At 60.9% G+C, this 14,765-nt stretch carries 13 protein-coding genes and 1 pseudogene; 12 read left to right on the plus strand and 2 right to left on the minus strand.

What is annotated here, in order from left to right; translation table 11 throughout:
• Positions 1 to 293: 293 nt before the first annotated feature.
• Positions 294 to 791, minus strand: coding sequence for a hypothetical protein (locus tag ACOQPC_RS04170; RefSeq protein ID WP_420607403.1), 498 nt, complete (start codon positions 789 to 791; stop codon positions 294 to 296).
• 710 nt (positions 792 to 1,501) lie between these two features.
• Between ACOQPC_RS04170 and ACOQPC_RS04175 the strand changes: the two genes are divergently transcribed.
• Complete coding sequence (locus ACOQPC_RS04175) at positions 1,502 to 2,008, plus strand: hypothetical protein (protein WP_420607404.1); 507 nt, start codon at positions 1,502 to 1,504, stop codon at positions 2,006 to 2,008.
• Between the two features lie 723 nt (positions 2,009 to 2,731).
• Here the strand turns inward: ACOQPC_RS04175 and ACOQPC_RS04180 are convergent.
• The gene (locus tag ACOQPC_RS04180) at positions 2,732 to 3,508 is read right to left on the minus strand and encodes a TetR/AcrR family transcriptional regulator (RefSeq protein ID WP_420607405.1); all 777 of its coding nucleotides are present in this window, start codon (positions 3,506 to 3,508) and stop codon (positions 2,732 to 2,734) included.
• 37 nt (positions 3,509 to 3,545) lie between these two features.
• Between ACOQPC_RS04180 and ACOQPC_RS04185 the strand changes: the two genes are divergently transcribed.
• The 11 genes and pseudogenes from ACOQPC_RS04185 (at position 3,546) to ACOQPC_RS04235 (ending at position 14,752) form a co-directional block, all read left to right on the plus strand.
• A complete protein-coding gene (locus ACOQPC_RS04185) occupies positions 3,546 to 4,403 on the plus strand; it encodes an SDR family oxidoreductase (protein ID WP_420607406.1) in 858 nt (285 codons plus the stop codon).
• A gap of 58 nt (positions 4,404 to 4,461) precedes the next feature.
• Positions 4,462 to 5,325, plus strand: a complete 864-nt coding sequence (locus ACOQPC_RS04190) for an alpha/beta fold hydrolase (RefSeq protein WP_420607407.1) — start codon at positions 4,462 to 4,464, stop codon at positions 5,323 to 5,325.
• Between the two features lie 561 nt (positions 5,326 to 5,886).
• Positions 5,887 to 7,851 carry a ParB/RepB/Spo0J family partition protein gene (locus ACOQPC_RS04195; protein ID WP_420607408.1) on the plus strand — a complete coding sequence of 655 codons (1,965 nt, stop codon included), beginning with the start codon at positions 5,887 to 5,889 and terminating at the stop codon, positions 7,849 to 7,851.
• A gap of 443 nt (positions 7,852 to 8,294) precedes the next feature.
• Positions 8,295 to 8,498, plus strand: coding sequence for a type II toxin-antitoxin system Y4mF family antitoxin (locus tag ACOQPC_RS04200; RefSeq protein ID WP_420607409.1), 204 nt, complete (start codon positions 8,295 to 8,297; stop codon positions 8,496 to 8,498).
• 44 nt (positions 8,499 to 8,542) lie between these two features.
• On the plus strand, positions 8,543 to 9,760 hold the full coding sequence (locus ACOQPC_RS04205) for a type II toxin-antitoxin system HipA family toxin (protein WP_420607410.1): 1,218 nt from the start codon (positions 8,543 to 8,545) through the stop codon (positions 9,758 to 9,760).
• A 235-nt stretch (positions 9,761 to 9,995) separates the two neighbouring features.
• Positions 9,996 to 10,781: an ArdC family protein gene (locus tag ACOQPC_RS04210; RefSeq protein ID WP_420607411.1), complete on the plus strand. Its 786-nt coding sequence runs from the start codon at positions 9,996 to 9,998 to the stop codon at positions 10,779 to 10,781.
• The gene (locus ACOQPC_RS04215) at positions 10,735 to 11,958 is read left to right on the plus strand and encodes a tyrosine-type recombinase/integrase (RefSeq protein ID WP_420607412.1); all 1,224 of its coding nucleotides are present in this window, start codon (positions 10,735 to 10,737) and stop codon (positions 11,956 to 11,958) included. Before ACOQPC_RS04210 ends, ACOQPC_RS04215 begins: the two co-directional genes overlap by 47 nt.
• Positions 11,955 to 12,899: a tyrosine-type recombinase/integrase gene (locus tag ACOQPC_RS04220; protein ID WP_420607413.1), complete on the plus strand. Its 945-nt coding sequence runs from the start codon at positions 11,955 to 11,957 to the stop codon at positions 12,897 to 12,899. The genes ACOQPC_RS04215 and ACOQPC_RS04220 overlap by 4 nt, the downstream gene beginning before the upstream one ends.
• Positions 12,896 to 13,888 (plus strand): tyrosine-type recombinase/integrase, encoded by a 993-nt coding sequence (locus ACOQPC_RS04225; RefSeq protein ID WP_420607414.1) that lies wholly within the window; start codon positions 12,896 to 12,898, stop codon positions 13,886 to 13,888. Before ACOQPC_RS04220 ends, ACOQPC_RS04225 begins: the two co-directional genes overlap by 4 nt.
• Before the next feature lie 110 nt (positions 13,889 to 13,998).
• A pseudogene (locus ACOQPC_RS04230) lies at positions 13,999 to 14,316 on the plus strand (zincin-like metallopeptidase domain-containing protein); the annotation flags it as partial.
• Between the two features lie 13 nt (positions 14,317 to 14,329).
• Entirely contained in the window at positions 14,330 to 14,752 is a 423-nt protein-coding gene (locus ACOQPC_RS04235) for a hypothetical protein (protein ID WP_420607415.1), read from the plus strand.
• Positions 14,753 to 14,765 lie beyond the last annotated feature (13 nt).

A 14,765-nucleotide genomic window follows, 5' to 3' on the forward strand; every position in this document is an offset into this window, starting at 1 on the left:
GAAGCCGATCGCACTGGTCCGGTGTCACAACCGGTCGGTTATGACACCATATGGCGACCTCCGCTTTCCGGGGACTGGAAGGTATCAGAAGCCCGCTCCAGAATGTCCGCTTCCGGGATCGGCAGATGGCTCCTGCTACGACCGCCTCTGGTCGCAAGCGGCCTACCGTGAATCTGTGTCCGAATAATGTACAGGGGCCTCGATGGGAGGCCGGTGTCGCTACGGCCCGAAATGGCCTGCGTCTCCGCCTTTTCTCTTGTCCTAGTTCCTGAACAAGGCGTAGTACATCCCTACTACACTAAACAGGTGTCGATCAGGATATCTGGCTTCCTAGTTCGACCCGTATCCAATGACCAAGAAAGGAGAGTCATGTCGGAAAAGATCGCGCTTCTCGAGAAAAGGATCAGGAAGCTGGAACGCCGCACCCGCGTTGTAACGTTGATGGCAATCTGCGCTGTGGCTGTAGGAACAGCTATATCTATGACCGGTGTCGCAAATACTGCACGAGCATCCTCACCGAGCGATGCGGAAAGCGGAATTATTGATAATGTACGAGTAAGAAGCCTGGAAGTCGTCGATCCAAACGGGATTACACGGGTGAGGTTGGGGCGCCGCTCCCCAATGCCAAACAAGAGGGCAAAATTCTTACAAGGGGCGGCGATCAGGACAATACGGTTTCGGGTATGCTTCTCTATGATTACGCCGGCCGAGAAAGAAGTGGGTATGCCACGAATGACAAGGGTTACTCGAGCGTTTTCCTGACTTTGGATGACGCCAATGGAAAGCAGCACGCTCTTTTTATCAGCGAACCGGAGGGCGCAACAACGCTCAGACTTTTCAACGGAGCGTCAAGTAACGCAGAGGACAAGGCAGATTTTCAGGTTACCAAAGACGGCCCTTCCATCAGCCTAGTGCGAGACACGAAACAGGTTTTTCATAAACCTTTAAGGAGCAACACTTTCGACATACCAAGCACGCGAGACGGTCCGCTTCTTGCCATTTCTCGCTCAAAGCCGCCTGTCAGCAAACCACCCAGTCATCGTCGTTCCCGGTTGACACAAAGCGCACGGGAACGACCGGTATCAGGCTGCGCGGATTTAGCGACGTTCGTCCAATTCTGGTCGATTGTTGCCGCACCGACGATCGGCAGTCCCGAACGGCAAAGGCTGGGACATAACGGAAGGTCGGCTTTTGGTGAAAAAAGCGTAATAGCGGACATATATTCAGTCGGCGAAACTCGATCCAATGCTTTGCCCTAACCGCAGAAGTGGGCGCACCCGAAATTTGACGTGCAAATGGGGATCTGCCATCCTGGCGGTTAGTATTCATAGGCGGGCAAGTATGCCAAATACAGAGTGGCGTCGTGTTTAAACTTCTCCCTCTATTCGCCTCTCTGTGCGTTGCTTGTTCCCCTACAAGTGATCACGATAAAGAAACCCTCACGCCAACAACGCGCCCATATGCGACGCAAGTTAGCGCGCCTTCGCCAGATTACAGCGTCTTGCTTGAACAGCCCGCGCTGGAAGGGGAAAGTTCGCGGCAGCGCAAGGCGAGTTCGCCGATCCCACCCGATGCAAAGTCGATTGGTGATGCATGGATTGCACGGCTGGAAAAGCGCGGCGCGCTGATTGGTTACGGGCTTGCAGGAAAGGAGGCCGACCAGCCGGTCGAAATGGTCGATACCGGTCTGACCGAGAAGGAGTTTGTCACTTGGGCCAATGAGAACGGTTGGCATGTGCCCGAGCATATCCACTGGAACTTCGTACCGGGTTTAAACCTTCCGCGCGTGAGCGATACGGCAAAAAATGCCATTCGCGTGTGGCCTGCTTCAACTGCGCGAACGGGCCTGCAACACTTGGCACTTTATTATGGCCGCATAGAATTGCGCGACGGGTGTTTCTTTGTCGGCCAGTTTGATCAACCTGCCAACAAGTTAGCGTGGTTCCATGCCGAATTGGGATTGGATATTGATGCCTCTGGCTACTTCATTCTGCGTAAATCGGGTTAGCGGCCAAACGCTCGCGCGTATTGGCGAAGACATGAATTGGGCCGGCCCAGCAAGCGCCGATATTGACCCAAAGACCGAGAGGGCCTTGCAGGACGCCTGTGGTCCCGGCGAGATCACTGCGGTCGGCTCGCCCGAAGCAAGCGAGCGCTTCCTGACGCAGTATCCCCATCTGCGCGATCGGCAGGTTCCGCCGCCGCCGCCTCCTCCTCCTCCTCCTCCTCCTCCTCAACCGGAGCATTGAAACCGGGCTGACAGCCCACATCTACATTTCCGTTTCCAACAAGCGGCCTATCCACTTCCCACCAATTTTAGCCTTTCTTGGTTGACAACGAGACGCATTGAAAAGACCGCTGTCAAGCCGCGCATATTTGCCGCTGTTCGCCCGCCTCTGGTCAATGCCCGCCGCACCGAAGATCGACAGACCCGAACGATAACTGCTGGGACTCTCCGGTCAGCCCACTTTCGGGCGGGTGGGGTGGAGAGCCGTCGGTCAGCTGTGCGATTTTTGCCTGGCTCTTTTCGCTCAGGTGCGGGCGTTGAAGCCATTGGCACCCAATCCCTAAACCGGCCGTTCGGGCCACCCACCGCATTCCCATTTCTCCATGTCCGACAGGCAGATTAGGGAAACGATGGTCCGGCAGGAGGGCGCAGCGTGCATCGCCAGCGCGTTTTGTCGACTGCTGTCAATTTGCGGGATCGCCAGGATGGCTTCGTCGTCGAGCCTCACTTGTCGTCGGCGATGCGTTTGAGCAGTTCATCCATGAGGCCGCGTTCGCCCGCCGACAAGGTCGTCAGGTCGATGAGGCTGGCGCGCAGGCCGGAGGCGAGCGCGGCAGGCGCTGCATTTTCAGTATTGCCCTTGTCTACCGCCGGCTCCGTCAAAATGGCGGCGAACACTGCTTTGCGTGCGACGTCGCTCAATCCTTTAGGTTCGCCGGGTGCCTCGCTCAGCAGCGACAGGACAACGCCCACGCCCGTCGCGTGGAGGAGTTCGGTCGCCTGCTCCACGCTGACACGCAGGCGACCGGCGCGAGCGACCCGGCTGACCCGCGCGCGCAGCACATCCAGCCCAGCCACCATCGCCGGCGACGCGGCACCCGGCGCGTGCAGGATCGCGAACACGTCCGGGTGCGCCAGCCCGAAGGCGATGTAGGTTTCCCATCCGCTGGCAAGGTCGGCGACCGGATCTGGATCGCACGTGCGATCGGCCTTACTAATCACGAATGCCGTCAGCACGGCTTCGGCAACAGCGTCGAGAAGGCGGCGCTTATCGCCGAACAGGCGATATATAGCCGGCGGCTGTAAGTGGGCCGCTTTGGCGATGGCGCGGGTCGTCGCCGCAGCAGTGCCGCCCTCTGCAACGAGTTCGGCCGCGACCGCGATGATGCGCGCGCGGATGTCGGGCGAGACGCCATCCTTTCCCGGGGCTGTCATGCGTCTCCGATATTCAAGGTCGCCGTACAACGATAGTAAATTGAGGATACCGATGGAACCTCGCATATGGTATCGCTGTTATCTGCACGAGGAGAGCAGCGTTATGATCGTCTTAACCGGTACATCCGGCCAGCTCGGAAGCGCTGTGGCACGGCAGCTCGTCGATCGCCTGCCCGCGGACCAGATCGTCGCAAGCATGCGTGATTCGGCAAAGGGTGTGGAAGCGGCGAAGCTTGGGATCGGTCTCCGGCAAGGAGATTTCACCGATCCGCCCAGTCTGTCCAACGCGTTCGCCGGCGCGGATCAGGTCTACATCGTCTCTGTGAGCAAGCTGGGTGAGGAGGCTCTGCGGCTGCACCGAGCCGCCATCGATGCGGCGCGGGAAGCGGGTGCACGACGTATCCTGTATACGAGCCACATGGGCGCGCGGCACGGCTCACCGTTCGCGCCAGCGGACCAGCACGCCTCGACGGAAGCCGATCTGGCCAAGAGTGGTGTCAGCTTTACCGCGCTGCGTCACGGCTTTTATGCCGAAAGCTGCCTCATGATTGTCGGCGATGGTCTCAAATCTGGCGAACTGCGCGTGCCCGAGGATGGACCGGTGGCTTGGACTGCGCGCGACGATCTGGCCGAGGCGGATGCGGTGCTACTCGCCGACGAGGGCCGGCTCGACGGCACCACGCCCCCGCTTACGGCGCGCGAGGCGATCACCATGGCTGAACTGGCCGTCATTGCTTCCGAGGTGACCGGACGGGAGATCAGGCACGTCACCGTGTCGGACGAGGAATGGCGCGACGCCAAGGTCACCGCGGGCACGCCGGCTGTCTATGCCGATATGCTCCTCGGCACCTTCCGCGCAGCCCGGCGCGACGACTTCGCCGCGGTGGACCCCACGCTGGAAAAGGTTCTCGGACGCCGCCCGCTCGGAATGCGAGATGTGCTAAAGACGGCGGATCTTTAGGCGCAGTCGTGTTTCGCGATCATCAACGCGCACAACCGTCAGAGAAAGCGGGACGCCGATGAATAAGAGCAATCCGGATTGGCTTGACCGCGCACTGTTTCCGTTCGCGAGCCGGTTCGTCGATATTGACGGAAACACCGTCCATTACGTTGATGAGGGGTCTGGCCCGACGCTCTTGCTGCTTCACGGCAATCCGACCTGGTCCTTCCTCTACCGGCATATCATACGCCGACTATCACCTCATTTTCGGTGCATCGCACTCGATTATCCGGGATTTGGTCTTAGCAAGGCGAAGCCGGGATACACCTACACGCCACTTGAACATTCGAAGGTCGTGGAGGGCTTAGTCGACGCCCTCGACCTCAGCGACCTGACGATCATGGTGCAGGACTGGGGCGGTCCGATCGGGCTCGGCATGGCCGGTCGCCGTCCGGAGATAATCAAGGCGTTTGTCATCGGCAACGCCTTCGCCTGGCCGGCGCGACGGTCCAGAGGGATGACGATGTTTTCGCGCATTGTTGGCAGCCGCCTGGCCCGACACTTCATCAAACGTAACAACGCGCTGGTTCGGTGGCTCATCCCTGCCGGTATCAATCGGACGCTGACCGAAGAGGAGATGTCGGCTTATACCGGGCCGTTTTCGACACCAGAAGCGCGGCTACCCACCTGGATCTTCGCGCGCCAGATTCGGTTAAGCGAGGATTATCTGTTGGAGGTCGAAGCGGGGCTGGCAAAAGTTGCGGAAAAGCCAGCGCTGATCGTGTGGGGTGATGCCGATGGTGCGTTCCGCGCGCCTGCTCGCGACCGCTTCGCCAAGCTGTTTCCGACTCACCGCATCGTGAATCTGCCGGGCGCGAAGCACTTTATCCAGGAGAATGCGCCGGACGCGATCACGGCGGCGATGCTCGACTGGCAAGTTTGAAGGACGCTTTCTCAGGCAAGGATCGCCGCTCGCGGACGCGAATGTCCGGTTGCTGCGGCATTGCCCCCGAAAGCCGCCCAAGCACGATCCATCACCAACGGATAAAAAGGAAGTCGAACGCACGTCCGCTAATGGGTTGCGCGCGCTTCGGCCTGAATGGCTATTATCAGGGCGTATTGTGTTGAAAAACTCCGCCGCCGGTTTTCGTAAGCAATTACGTAATGCAAACGGGCTGTTCAGAGCAGCAATGGTTCGAGCAATGAGGGTCTCTCTGTATCATCGTTACCGAAGATCCGCCGCTAGGTCGCCAGCTCCGACTTTTTCAACACAATAAGGGCGCTTAGCCGTCCGACCGCTCAATCGTACACAAATGACACCTCCTAGCATGAGCGGACGTTAGCAACGCAACCAAGAAGAGACTGGGACCGGTCGTTTCCTGCCGCGTACAAAGCCTCCACATACGCCGCGCCTCGGCTTCCCGTAAAGATGAGAGAAGAGAGGGCTTTTGATGAGTGGACCCGGATTGGCCTGGGTCTGAACAATCGATCAGGAGCAACGATCATGTTTCAGAATATCACACTCAACAAGCTGGTTCCCAGCCCCCGCAATGTGCGCAGCGTCACCGACAGCAAGGCCGACGCCCAGCTCAAAGCCGATATCGCGGCGCGCGGGCTCTTGCAAAACCTTGTCGTGCGCAAGGGCAAGCGCGGCAAGTTCGAGGTCGAAGCGGGCGGACGCCGTCTTGCAGCGCTGAAATCCCTCGCTAACGACGGCGCCGTCAAAAAAGACATGGCCGTCACCTGCCTCGTTATCGAGGGCGAGGACAGCGAACTTCGCGAAGTTAGTCTCGCGGAGAATTTTCAACGGCTTGCCATGAACGCGGCGGACGAGGCAGGGGCTTTCGCCGCCATCATCGAGGCGGGCTCCAGCACCGAGGATGTCGCGCGGCGGTTCGGAGTTACCGTCCGGTTCGTCGAGGGACGGCTGAGGCTGGCCTCGCTGGCACCTTGCGTGTTCGAGGCGCTCGCGGAAGGCTCGATTACGCTCGATTTGGCAAAGGCTTACGGCGCCACCTCGGATATCAAACGGCAGGCGCAGGTCTTCGAGGAGGCGCAGAATGGCTATTATCAGGTGACGGTCGATAGTGTTAGGCGGATGGTGCTGAACGCAACGATCCGGGGGGACGATCCGCGCGCCATTCTCGTCGGGCGCGAAGCCTATGTGACCGCAGGCGGTCGCATCGAACGCGAACTGTTCGATGACGACTACAGCGAGAGCTGGCTCGATATCGCGCTGCTCGAACAGCTTGCCATGCAGGCGATGAACGAGGCCGCCGATGTCCATGCCGACCGGAGCGGACTCGCCTGGGTGAGGCCGACGCTCGACTGTTATGTGAGCCACGACTTGGCCGTGGGGCTTTCCCGCCTACCGACCAACCCTGCACCGCTGAGCGAGGAGGATGCGGCGACGCTCTCCGATCTCGAAATCCGCTACGACGATCAGGCCGCCATTCTCGAAGACGAGGACAGCAGCGAGGGGCAGATCGCCGCCGCCGAAGCGGAACTCGACAATATCGACCGCGCGATCGGCGCGATCAACAACCGACCGCCGGTGCTGGTCGACGGGCTCAAAAGCGAAGCGGGCGCGTTTCTGGTCCTGTCGCGCGATGGGGAGCCAGTGCTGGCGCCGCAATATTATACGCGGGCATCGGAAGCACCGGCGGACGAAGGCGTGGTCGAAATCGTCGAGGAATCGAGCGGTGGGAAGCCGAAGCGGGCAGCATTGTCGCAGCGTCTTATTGACGAACTTGCGATGCAGCGCCGCGACATCCTCGCGCTGCATGTGGGAAGCGATCCGGCGTTGGCGCTCGATCTCCTGGTGTTCACGCTTGCCGATGAGGACAGCCAGGACTGGCGCCGGAAAAAGGCGATCACGATTTCGGGTCCGGTCGCCTATGGTCCGGTCACGGGGTTCGAGGCCAAGGATGCGCCCGCCACCGCATCGCTCGCGGAACTTTCCGGCAGTCTCGATGAAAGCTGGCGCGCGGGAGCAAACGATGTCGAGCGCTTCAAACTCTATCGCGAGCTTTCCGATGAAACCCGCAGCCAGTGGCTCGCGGCCGTCGTGGCGAGAACGCTAATCGCCAGCCTCAACGTGACGGGCGATCGGCAAATCCCGCTGCACGATGCGTTGGGTGAAATAATCGGGATCGACATCGCGCTGTGGTGGCGCCCCACCGCCGCCAATTATTTCGACCGGGTGCCCAAGGCGCTTACGCTCGAAGCATTCGAGGCGGTCGGTGGACCCGAACTGTCGAGCCGTTACGCGTCCTCGAAAAAAGCGGACCTGGCGGCCACCGCCGAGCGGATCTTCTCGGGCAATTTCATCGCGGAAGCGGGCGTCAAGGAACGTGCCATCGCCTGGGTGCCGGAGGTCATGCGGCTCGGATCGGCCGCGTCGGACAGCTGCGAAAACGCCGAAACTTCTAATGAAGTCCAACCCGAGATAGCCGACCAAGCTGCCTGAGCCTCCTCCTGACAGGCAGTTTGTGCACGGCTGAAGCGGTCTTTTCCTACCGGGAAAGGCCGCTTCGAACCTGCAGGCAACGACCCGACCCATGGCCCCGGCGTATGCCGCTCGGCTCCGGTGTGGACCGGAATTGGCCCCAGTCGAACGAGGCGGATAGTTCAATGGGGATAGGCTATTCGCTGCCTCCCGCTATCATTTCGGTGATCGCCCGGTCCCCGGCGCCTGCAAGGCTCGCGCAATTTAGAGGCGGTTCGGTCTCACGAACGGATTGCCTCTTTTTGTCCTTCCGGAACGTGTCCAAATGCGACACCGGCAGGCCGATCGATATCCCCCGAACGGGAAGCTTATCTAACGCGATCGGCCTTATCTCGCTCTATTTCCCGTTCGGTAAACTTTCTACTTGAACCGTTTGCGTTTTGCCATTATTTCCCGTTCGGTAAATGCATAACATAAAAGACATAGGCGCGCTCATCCGGGAGACGCGAAAAGGCCAGGGTCTGACACAGCCTGAACTGGCAGCAGCGTCGGGCGTCGGGCTGAGGTTTCTGGTCGAACTCGAAAACGGCAAAGAAACCGCTCAAATCGGCAAGGCCGTTGCTGTGATTCAAGCGCTGGGTTTCGAAATCGCGATCCAGAAGCGGTGAGCCGATCTGAACCGCGCACGCTTACGGTCTGGTGGGAGGACCGCGTGGTCGGCGGTCTCACCGTCGATCGTCATGGCGACACCCGGTTCCGCTATGACGAGCAATGGTTGGGTCAGCCCAGCGCGCGGCCAATTTCCCAGTCCCTTCCGCTGCGGCCAAGCGCCTATATGCGCCGGGAGAGCCTTCCGTTCTTCGAAGGTCTGTTACCCGAGGCAACCCAGCGCGAACGCGTCGCGGCGGCGCTGGGCGTATCGAAAGACAATCCTTTCAAGCTCCTCGAAGAGCTCGGCGGTGATGTCGCGGGAGCCTTGTCGCTGTGGCCTGAAGGCGTGGAACCACCCACGGACATCGGGCCGAGCCCTGCACCGATGACGGAAAGCCAGTTGGCAAGACAGATCGGCCGCCTTCCCGAATGCCCGCTGCTTGCGGGCGAAGGCAAAGCGCGGCTTTCGCTTGCAGGCGCGCAGGCAAAGCTTCCGCTCGTCAAAGCGAACGGGAAGTTGCGTTTGACCGCGCCTGGAGAAGCATCGACCCATATCCTGAAACCACCGATCGAACGCTTCGAGGGCACGACGGAAAACGAAGCTTTTGTAATGCGCCTCGCCGCGGCCATTGGCCTCAGCGTAGCGCCGGTGGAAATAGGTTCGGCCGAGGGAAAGCTTTTTCTTCTCGTTGAGCGGTATGACCGGGCTTCAACCGGAGGCAAAACGCGCCGCATACATCAGGAAGATTTTTGTCAGGCGCTCGGCATTCTTTCCTCGCGCAAATATGCATCCGAAGGGGGCCCCGGCTTTCGCGAGTGCTTTGCGCTGGTTCGCACATCCGCAAGCCGCCCGGCGGTAGAGCTGCTGAAGCTGCTCGATGCTGCGATCTTCAACCTGCTGGCGGGCAATGCCGATGCGCACGGCAAGAATTACAGCCTTTTATACAATGGCGATGAAACGCGGTTGGCTCCGCTTTACGACCTTTTGGCGACGATCATCTATCCGGGCCTCGACGACCGGCTTGCCATGAAGATCGGAGGGAAGGGAAAACTGGAGGAAATTCAGGCACGGCATCTGGAGCGGTTCGCCGTTTCGATCGGGATGACCCCCGCTTATGTGAAGCGCCGCGCCAAAAAGCTCTCGGACCTCGTCAAGAACCGCGCGCCTATTTTGGCCGCCGAGCTTTCCGAAGAATTTTCATTCGCTGACCGCGGCGCTTTTACCGAAGTCGGCGGTCTCATCGAGCACCGAGCGCAAGAGTTTTTCGACCGATTATAGATCCTCGTCTCGATAGGAAGTGATCGCTGCACCGTAGCGCAGGCGGACGGAATCGGCGTTCATCGCACCATTGATCGCGCCATTTGCGCGCGGCGCCCGATCGTTGCGCTTACATAAAATCGATTCCGGAATCGCCAAGTAGCGAAGCCGTTCTCGAAACAGGGTGAGAGCAGAGAGGGGCTCTGGCCTGAATGAGCCCGGACAATGGGTCCGGGGGATTTCAGGAGAAAGCCTCATGCCTCGCACATCACGTGTTCCGCGCCCGCAATCCCAATCTCCCGCCGCGCGCATCACCGCCGCCATCATCGAAAAGCTCGAGGCCGGAACCAAGCCCTGGGTTCGTCCCTGGCGCGGCGCGGCGCTCTCCCGTCCCTTACGCAGCTGCGGAACGCCCTACAGGGGCATGAATGTCTTCTGGCTGTGGATGGTGGCCGAGGCCGCCGGGTTTTCCTCGCCCTACTGGATGACCTACCGGCAATGCGCCAAGCTCGGCGGCCAGGTTCGCAAGGGCGAGAAATCTACCATCGCCATCTTCTACAAGAGCTACACCAGGGGCATGGAAGGTGACGATGGCGCCGAGACCCGGGAAACTCGCCGCGTCCTTAAATCCTATGCGATCTTCAACGCCGATCAGTGCGACGGCCTGCCGGAGCGCTATCATCCCGGCTCCGCATCCGAGCCTGTCGAACCACAGGGACGGGAAGAAACGCTCGACCGCTTCTTTGCCGCGATCGGGGCCAATCTTCGGCATCAGGGCACGCAAGCCTATTATGAGCCGGTTGCCGACCGCATTACAATGCCGCCGTCGACGCTGTTCGAGGGCTACTACCATTATTACGCGACGCTCGCGCACGAGCATTCGCATAATGCCGTGACCTGGATTATGCCGCATGGCGCGATATTGCGAGCCAGATCACCATGTTACGTTGATCCCATTCGGCATAATCTTCGCAGCTCCACCAACCTGGAGCACGATGATGAATACGAACATTTTACCTTCTTGCGTCGAGCCTTACCTTGATTCCTTCGAGCAAAGCTTCGCCGCCCAGAATTATACACCCTGGACGCTCAGGAACTACCGCGCCCGCGTACGGTGCCTGGGCCGCTTGATGGATTCCGAAGGCGTGGAGCCTTCTGCATTGACGCCCGATCTAGCCGAACAGCTGGCGCGCAAGGCGCCGGCTGAATCAAAGCGCACGGTCAGACTCCACCACCTTGCCCGCCGGTTCGCTCAGCATCTCATCGATCTCGGCGTGGCATCGCCAACGCCGCTGACCGATGCGCAGGTCGCGCGAGCCGAGTTGCTCGCCGATTACCAATCCTATCTCGTCAAACAACGCGGGCTGAGCGAGCGCACAATCTACCACACGCTCCGCTTCGCCCATCGCTTCCTCGATCACCATTTTGGGGACGGACAGCTTGACCTGTATGCGGTTACCGCCGCAGATGTGGTGGCGTTCGTGCAGCAGCTGGTGACACGCAAACAGCCGTTCCGCGACAAGACACCGGGAACGCATCTTCGCACCTTCTTCCAATATCTGTTCGGATGCGGCATCACTGCCACCAACTTGGCGCTCTGCGTGCCGAAGGCGGCCAGGCGCTGGGACGCACGTCTTCCCCGCCACCTGTCTTCCGACGAGGTGGAGGCGGTGCTGGCTTCGGTGTGGGCCAATCCCCGGCACGGGACACGCGACTATGCGATGCTGCTTCTGATGGCGCGGCTCGGGCTGCGCGCACCCGAGGTGATCGCCATCCAGCTCGACGACATCGACTGGCGTGCGGGTGAACTGCTCGTGCGCGGCAAGGGGCAGCGCCACGACCGTATGCCGATCTCACCGGACGTTGGCGAAGCGATCAGCCGGTATCTGGCGGAGGACCGTATATCAGCGACCTCGCGCGCCTTGTTTGTCACGCTGCGCGCGCCCAATGGTCCGTTCAAGAACGGCCAAATCGTCAACGACATCCTCAAGCAAGCGTTCGCGGCCACTGGCGTGAAGCCGCCGGCACCCTATGTGGGATCGCACGTGTTGCGCCATAGCTTGGCGACGAAGATGGTGCGCGCGGGTGCGTCGCTTGAAGAGATCGGCGATGTGCTCCGGCATCGTTCGCGCGCCTCCACCATGGTGTACGCCAAGCTCGATATCGAAGGGTTGCGGTCGATCGCGCAGCCATGGCCCGTCGTGGGAGGCGTGTCATGAGCCTTGCCCTTGAACTCGACCGCTATCTGAACATCAGACGCAGTCTGGGCTACGATCTTCGGACCGATGAACGGATACTGCGCCGCTTCGTCACCTTCGCAGTTAACGACGGCGCCACCCACGTCAGCACTGATCTTGTCCTGCGATGGCATGCTACTTTGGCCGGGGCGGGAACATCCACGCGGGCAGCCCGCGTCGGGACGGTGCGCGTGTTCGCGCAATGGCTGAGTGGCCTCGACCCGGATCACGAGGTGCCGCTACGCGGACTGTTGCCGGATCGCTATCGGCGTGTTCGCCCCTATATTTACAACGAAGGCGAAATTACCGCTATCGTTACAGGTGCCGGAATGCTCCCGTCGATCTACGGGATGCGCGGCCTGACCTGCTCGACGCTGTTCGGCCTCATCGCCGCGACGGGACTGCGGATCAGCGAAGCGCTTCGCCTCGATCCCGGCGACCTGGATGCCGAAAGCGGCGTGCTCCGGGTCCGGTACGGAAAGCTTGGCAAGGAACGGCTGCTTCCGCTCGATACAAGCGCTGCTGCGCGCCTCAGCACCTATGGGATCGAGCGGGACAGGCTGCTCGGCCGCGCGTCTGATGCGATGTTCGTCACCTGCAAGGGAACGCGGCTGACCGACTGCGGCGCACGCTACAACTTTGCGCAGGTATGCCAGCAGATCGGACTGCGGACGCCCCAGCTCTATCAGCGGCACGGTCGCGGGCCCCGCATCCACGATCTGCGTCACACGTTCGCGGCGCGCACGATGATCGACTGGTACCGGTCCGGCAAAAATCCCGCGCGCGAAATGCTCAAGCTGACGACGTATCTGGGTCACAGCAGTCCGAGCAACACCTACTGGTATCTGGAAGCCGTCCCCGAACTGCTGGAGCTGGCGTCCGCGCGAATTATGGACTCTTCGCATGGGGAGGCGAGCCAATGACGGCGATGACCTTCCCGGCGCTGCTTCAGCGCTTCTTCACCGATCGGCTCTGCACCCAGATGGAGGCGAGCCGCCACACCGTCGCCAGCTATCGCGACACGTTCCGGCTGCTGATCCGATTCGCCGGCGCACAATGTGGCAAGCCGCCCACCAAGCTGGAGATCGAAGACCTCGACGCCGAGCTAATCGCCGACTTCCTCGTCCATGTAGAGACGGCGCGGGGCAATGCCGCCCGCAGCCGGAATACCCGGCTCGCGGCCATACGCTCGTTCTTCCGCTACGTCGCGATGAGCGATCCGGCTTGGCTGCTTCATTGCCAGCGCATCCTAGCGATGCCGAGCAAACGCTATGTGAAGCGCACCGTGACGTTCCTCGACGCGCGCGAGATCGCGGCACTGCTCGCCGGGCCGGATCGGACGACGTGGCCGGGGCGACGTGATCATGCGCTGCTGCTGGTCGCTCTCCAGACCGGCCTGCGCGCATCGGAGCTGGTCGGCTTGCGCTGCGGGGACGTCGTACTCGGCACCGGCGCGCACATCCGCTGCACCGGCAAGGGCAGGAAGGAGCGATGCACGCCGCTTCGGCGCGACACGGCGAAGCTCCTGCAAGTCTGGATCGGTGACCGCCGCGACAGTGCCGAGCCGCTGTTCCCGTCGATCCGTGGGGACCGGCTGAGCCGCGACGCGCTGGAGCATCTGGTGCGCAAGCACTGCCTTACCGCCTCGCGCGCATGCCCGAGCCTCGCGGCCAAGCGCGTCACCCCGCATACCCTTCGCCACAGCACTGCAATGGAGTTGCTCCATCACGGCGTCGATCAAGCGGTGATCGCGCTCTGGCTCGGACACGAGTCGGTCGAGACCACGCAGATCTATATCCATGCCGATATGCGGATGAAGGAAAAGGCTCTCGCCCGCGTCGCCGCTCCGGCAACGTCGACGAACCGGTTCCGACCCGACGATCAACTCCTCGCATTCCTGGAACGGCTCTGATTATGCCGAGCAGCCGCATGGCCGGGACCGGAAAAACCAACCGTTCGCGTCGGCCATGCGGCATAATCCGGGTCACGGCATTATGCGAATTATGCCGATATCGGCATAATTCGCACTGGACCGGTCATGGTTCGAGGCTCGGCCGCGACCTGAAGAACCGCTTTGGCAGCAAGGCCTATGCTGCTGAGGAACTGGTCGCCGAACTTTCGAGCGCGGTCTTAGGCGCGGAACTCGGCCTGCCGGTCGCCCATCTCGACAACCATGCAAGCTATATCGGGCATTGGCTCAAACTGCTCAAATCCGACGACCGCGCGATGCTGACTGCGGCCGCGCGCGCTGAGGAGGCGGCAAGCCTGCTCCTGGAGCTTGGTGGGCGATCCGAAGCAATTGAAGAGGGCGAAGGCGCTGCCTTCGCCCAGGCAGCCTGAAGGGAGAGATTTCATGGCACGTTCTGTCAGCTATCCGACGGGCGCGATTGTCGCCTATCAACTTTTCGAACCGGAAAACGAGGGGGATTGGGATTGGGAATTTTGCGACTTTGTCGAGCACATCACCGACACGGCGCGGGAGAAGTTCCCATCGCTCGAACCCAATGAGGGCTGGCGCGGCCGCGAGGATCGCATCTTGCTGCGTAACGCCTATGCCGATTTCGGAATTTCGATCTATGGCGGTTTAGCCGCTATCTGGATCGCCGAGCGCGATGACGGGCGCTATTGGGACCATGATGCCGAAACCCCGCGCTCCGGCCGCGCGCAACATTGGCTGTCGCTGATCGAAGCGCGGTTCCTGAAGCTGTTTTCCCGCTATCGCCGCGTGGGCCGTTTTTCGAACGGGGAGGCGATTTACCAAGCAATATCGGCATAACCCGGCATCGGAA

The organism is Novosphingopyxis sp. (assembly GCF_965218915.1).
Taxonomy (GTDB): Bacteria; Pseudomonadota; Alphaproteobacteria; order Sphingomonadales; family Sphingomonadaceae; genus Novosphingopyxis.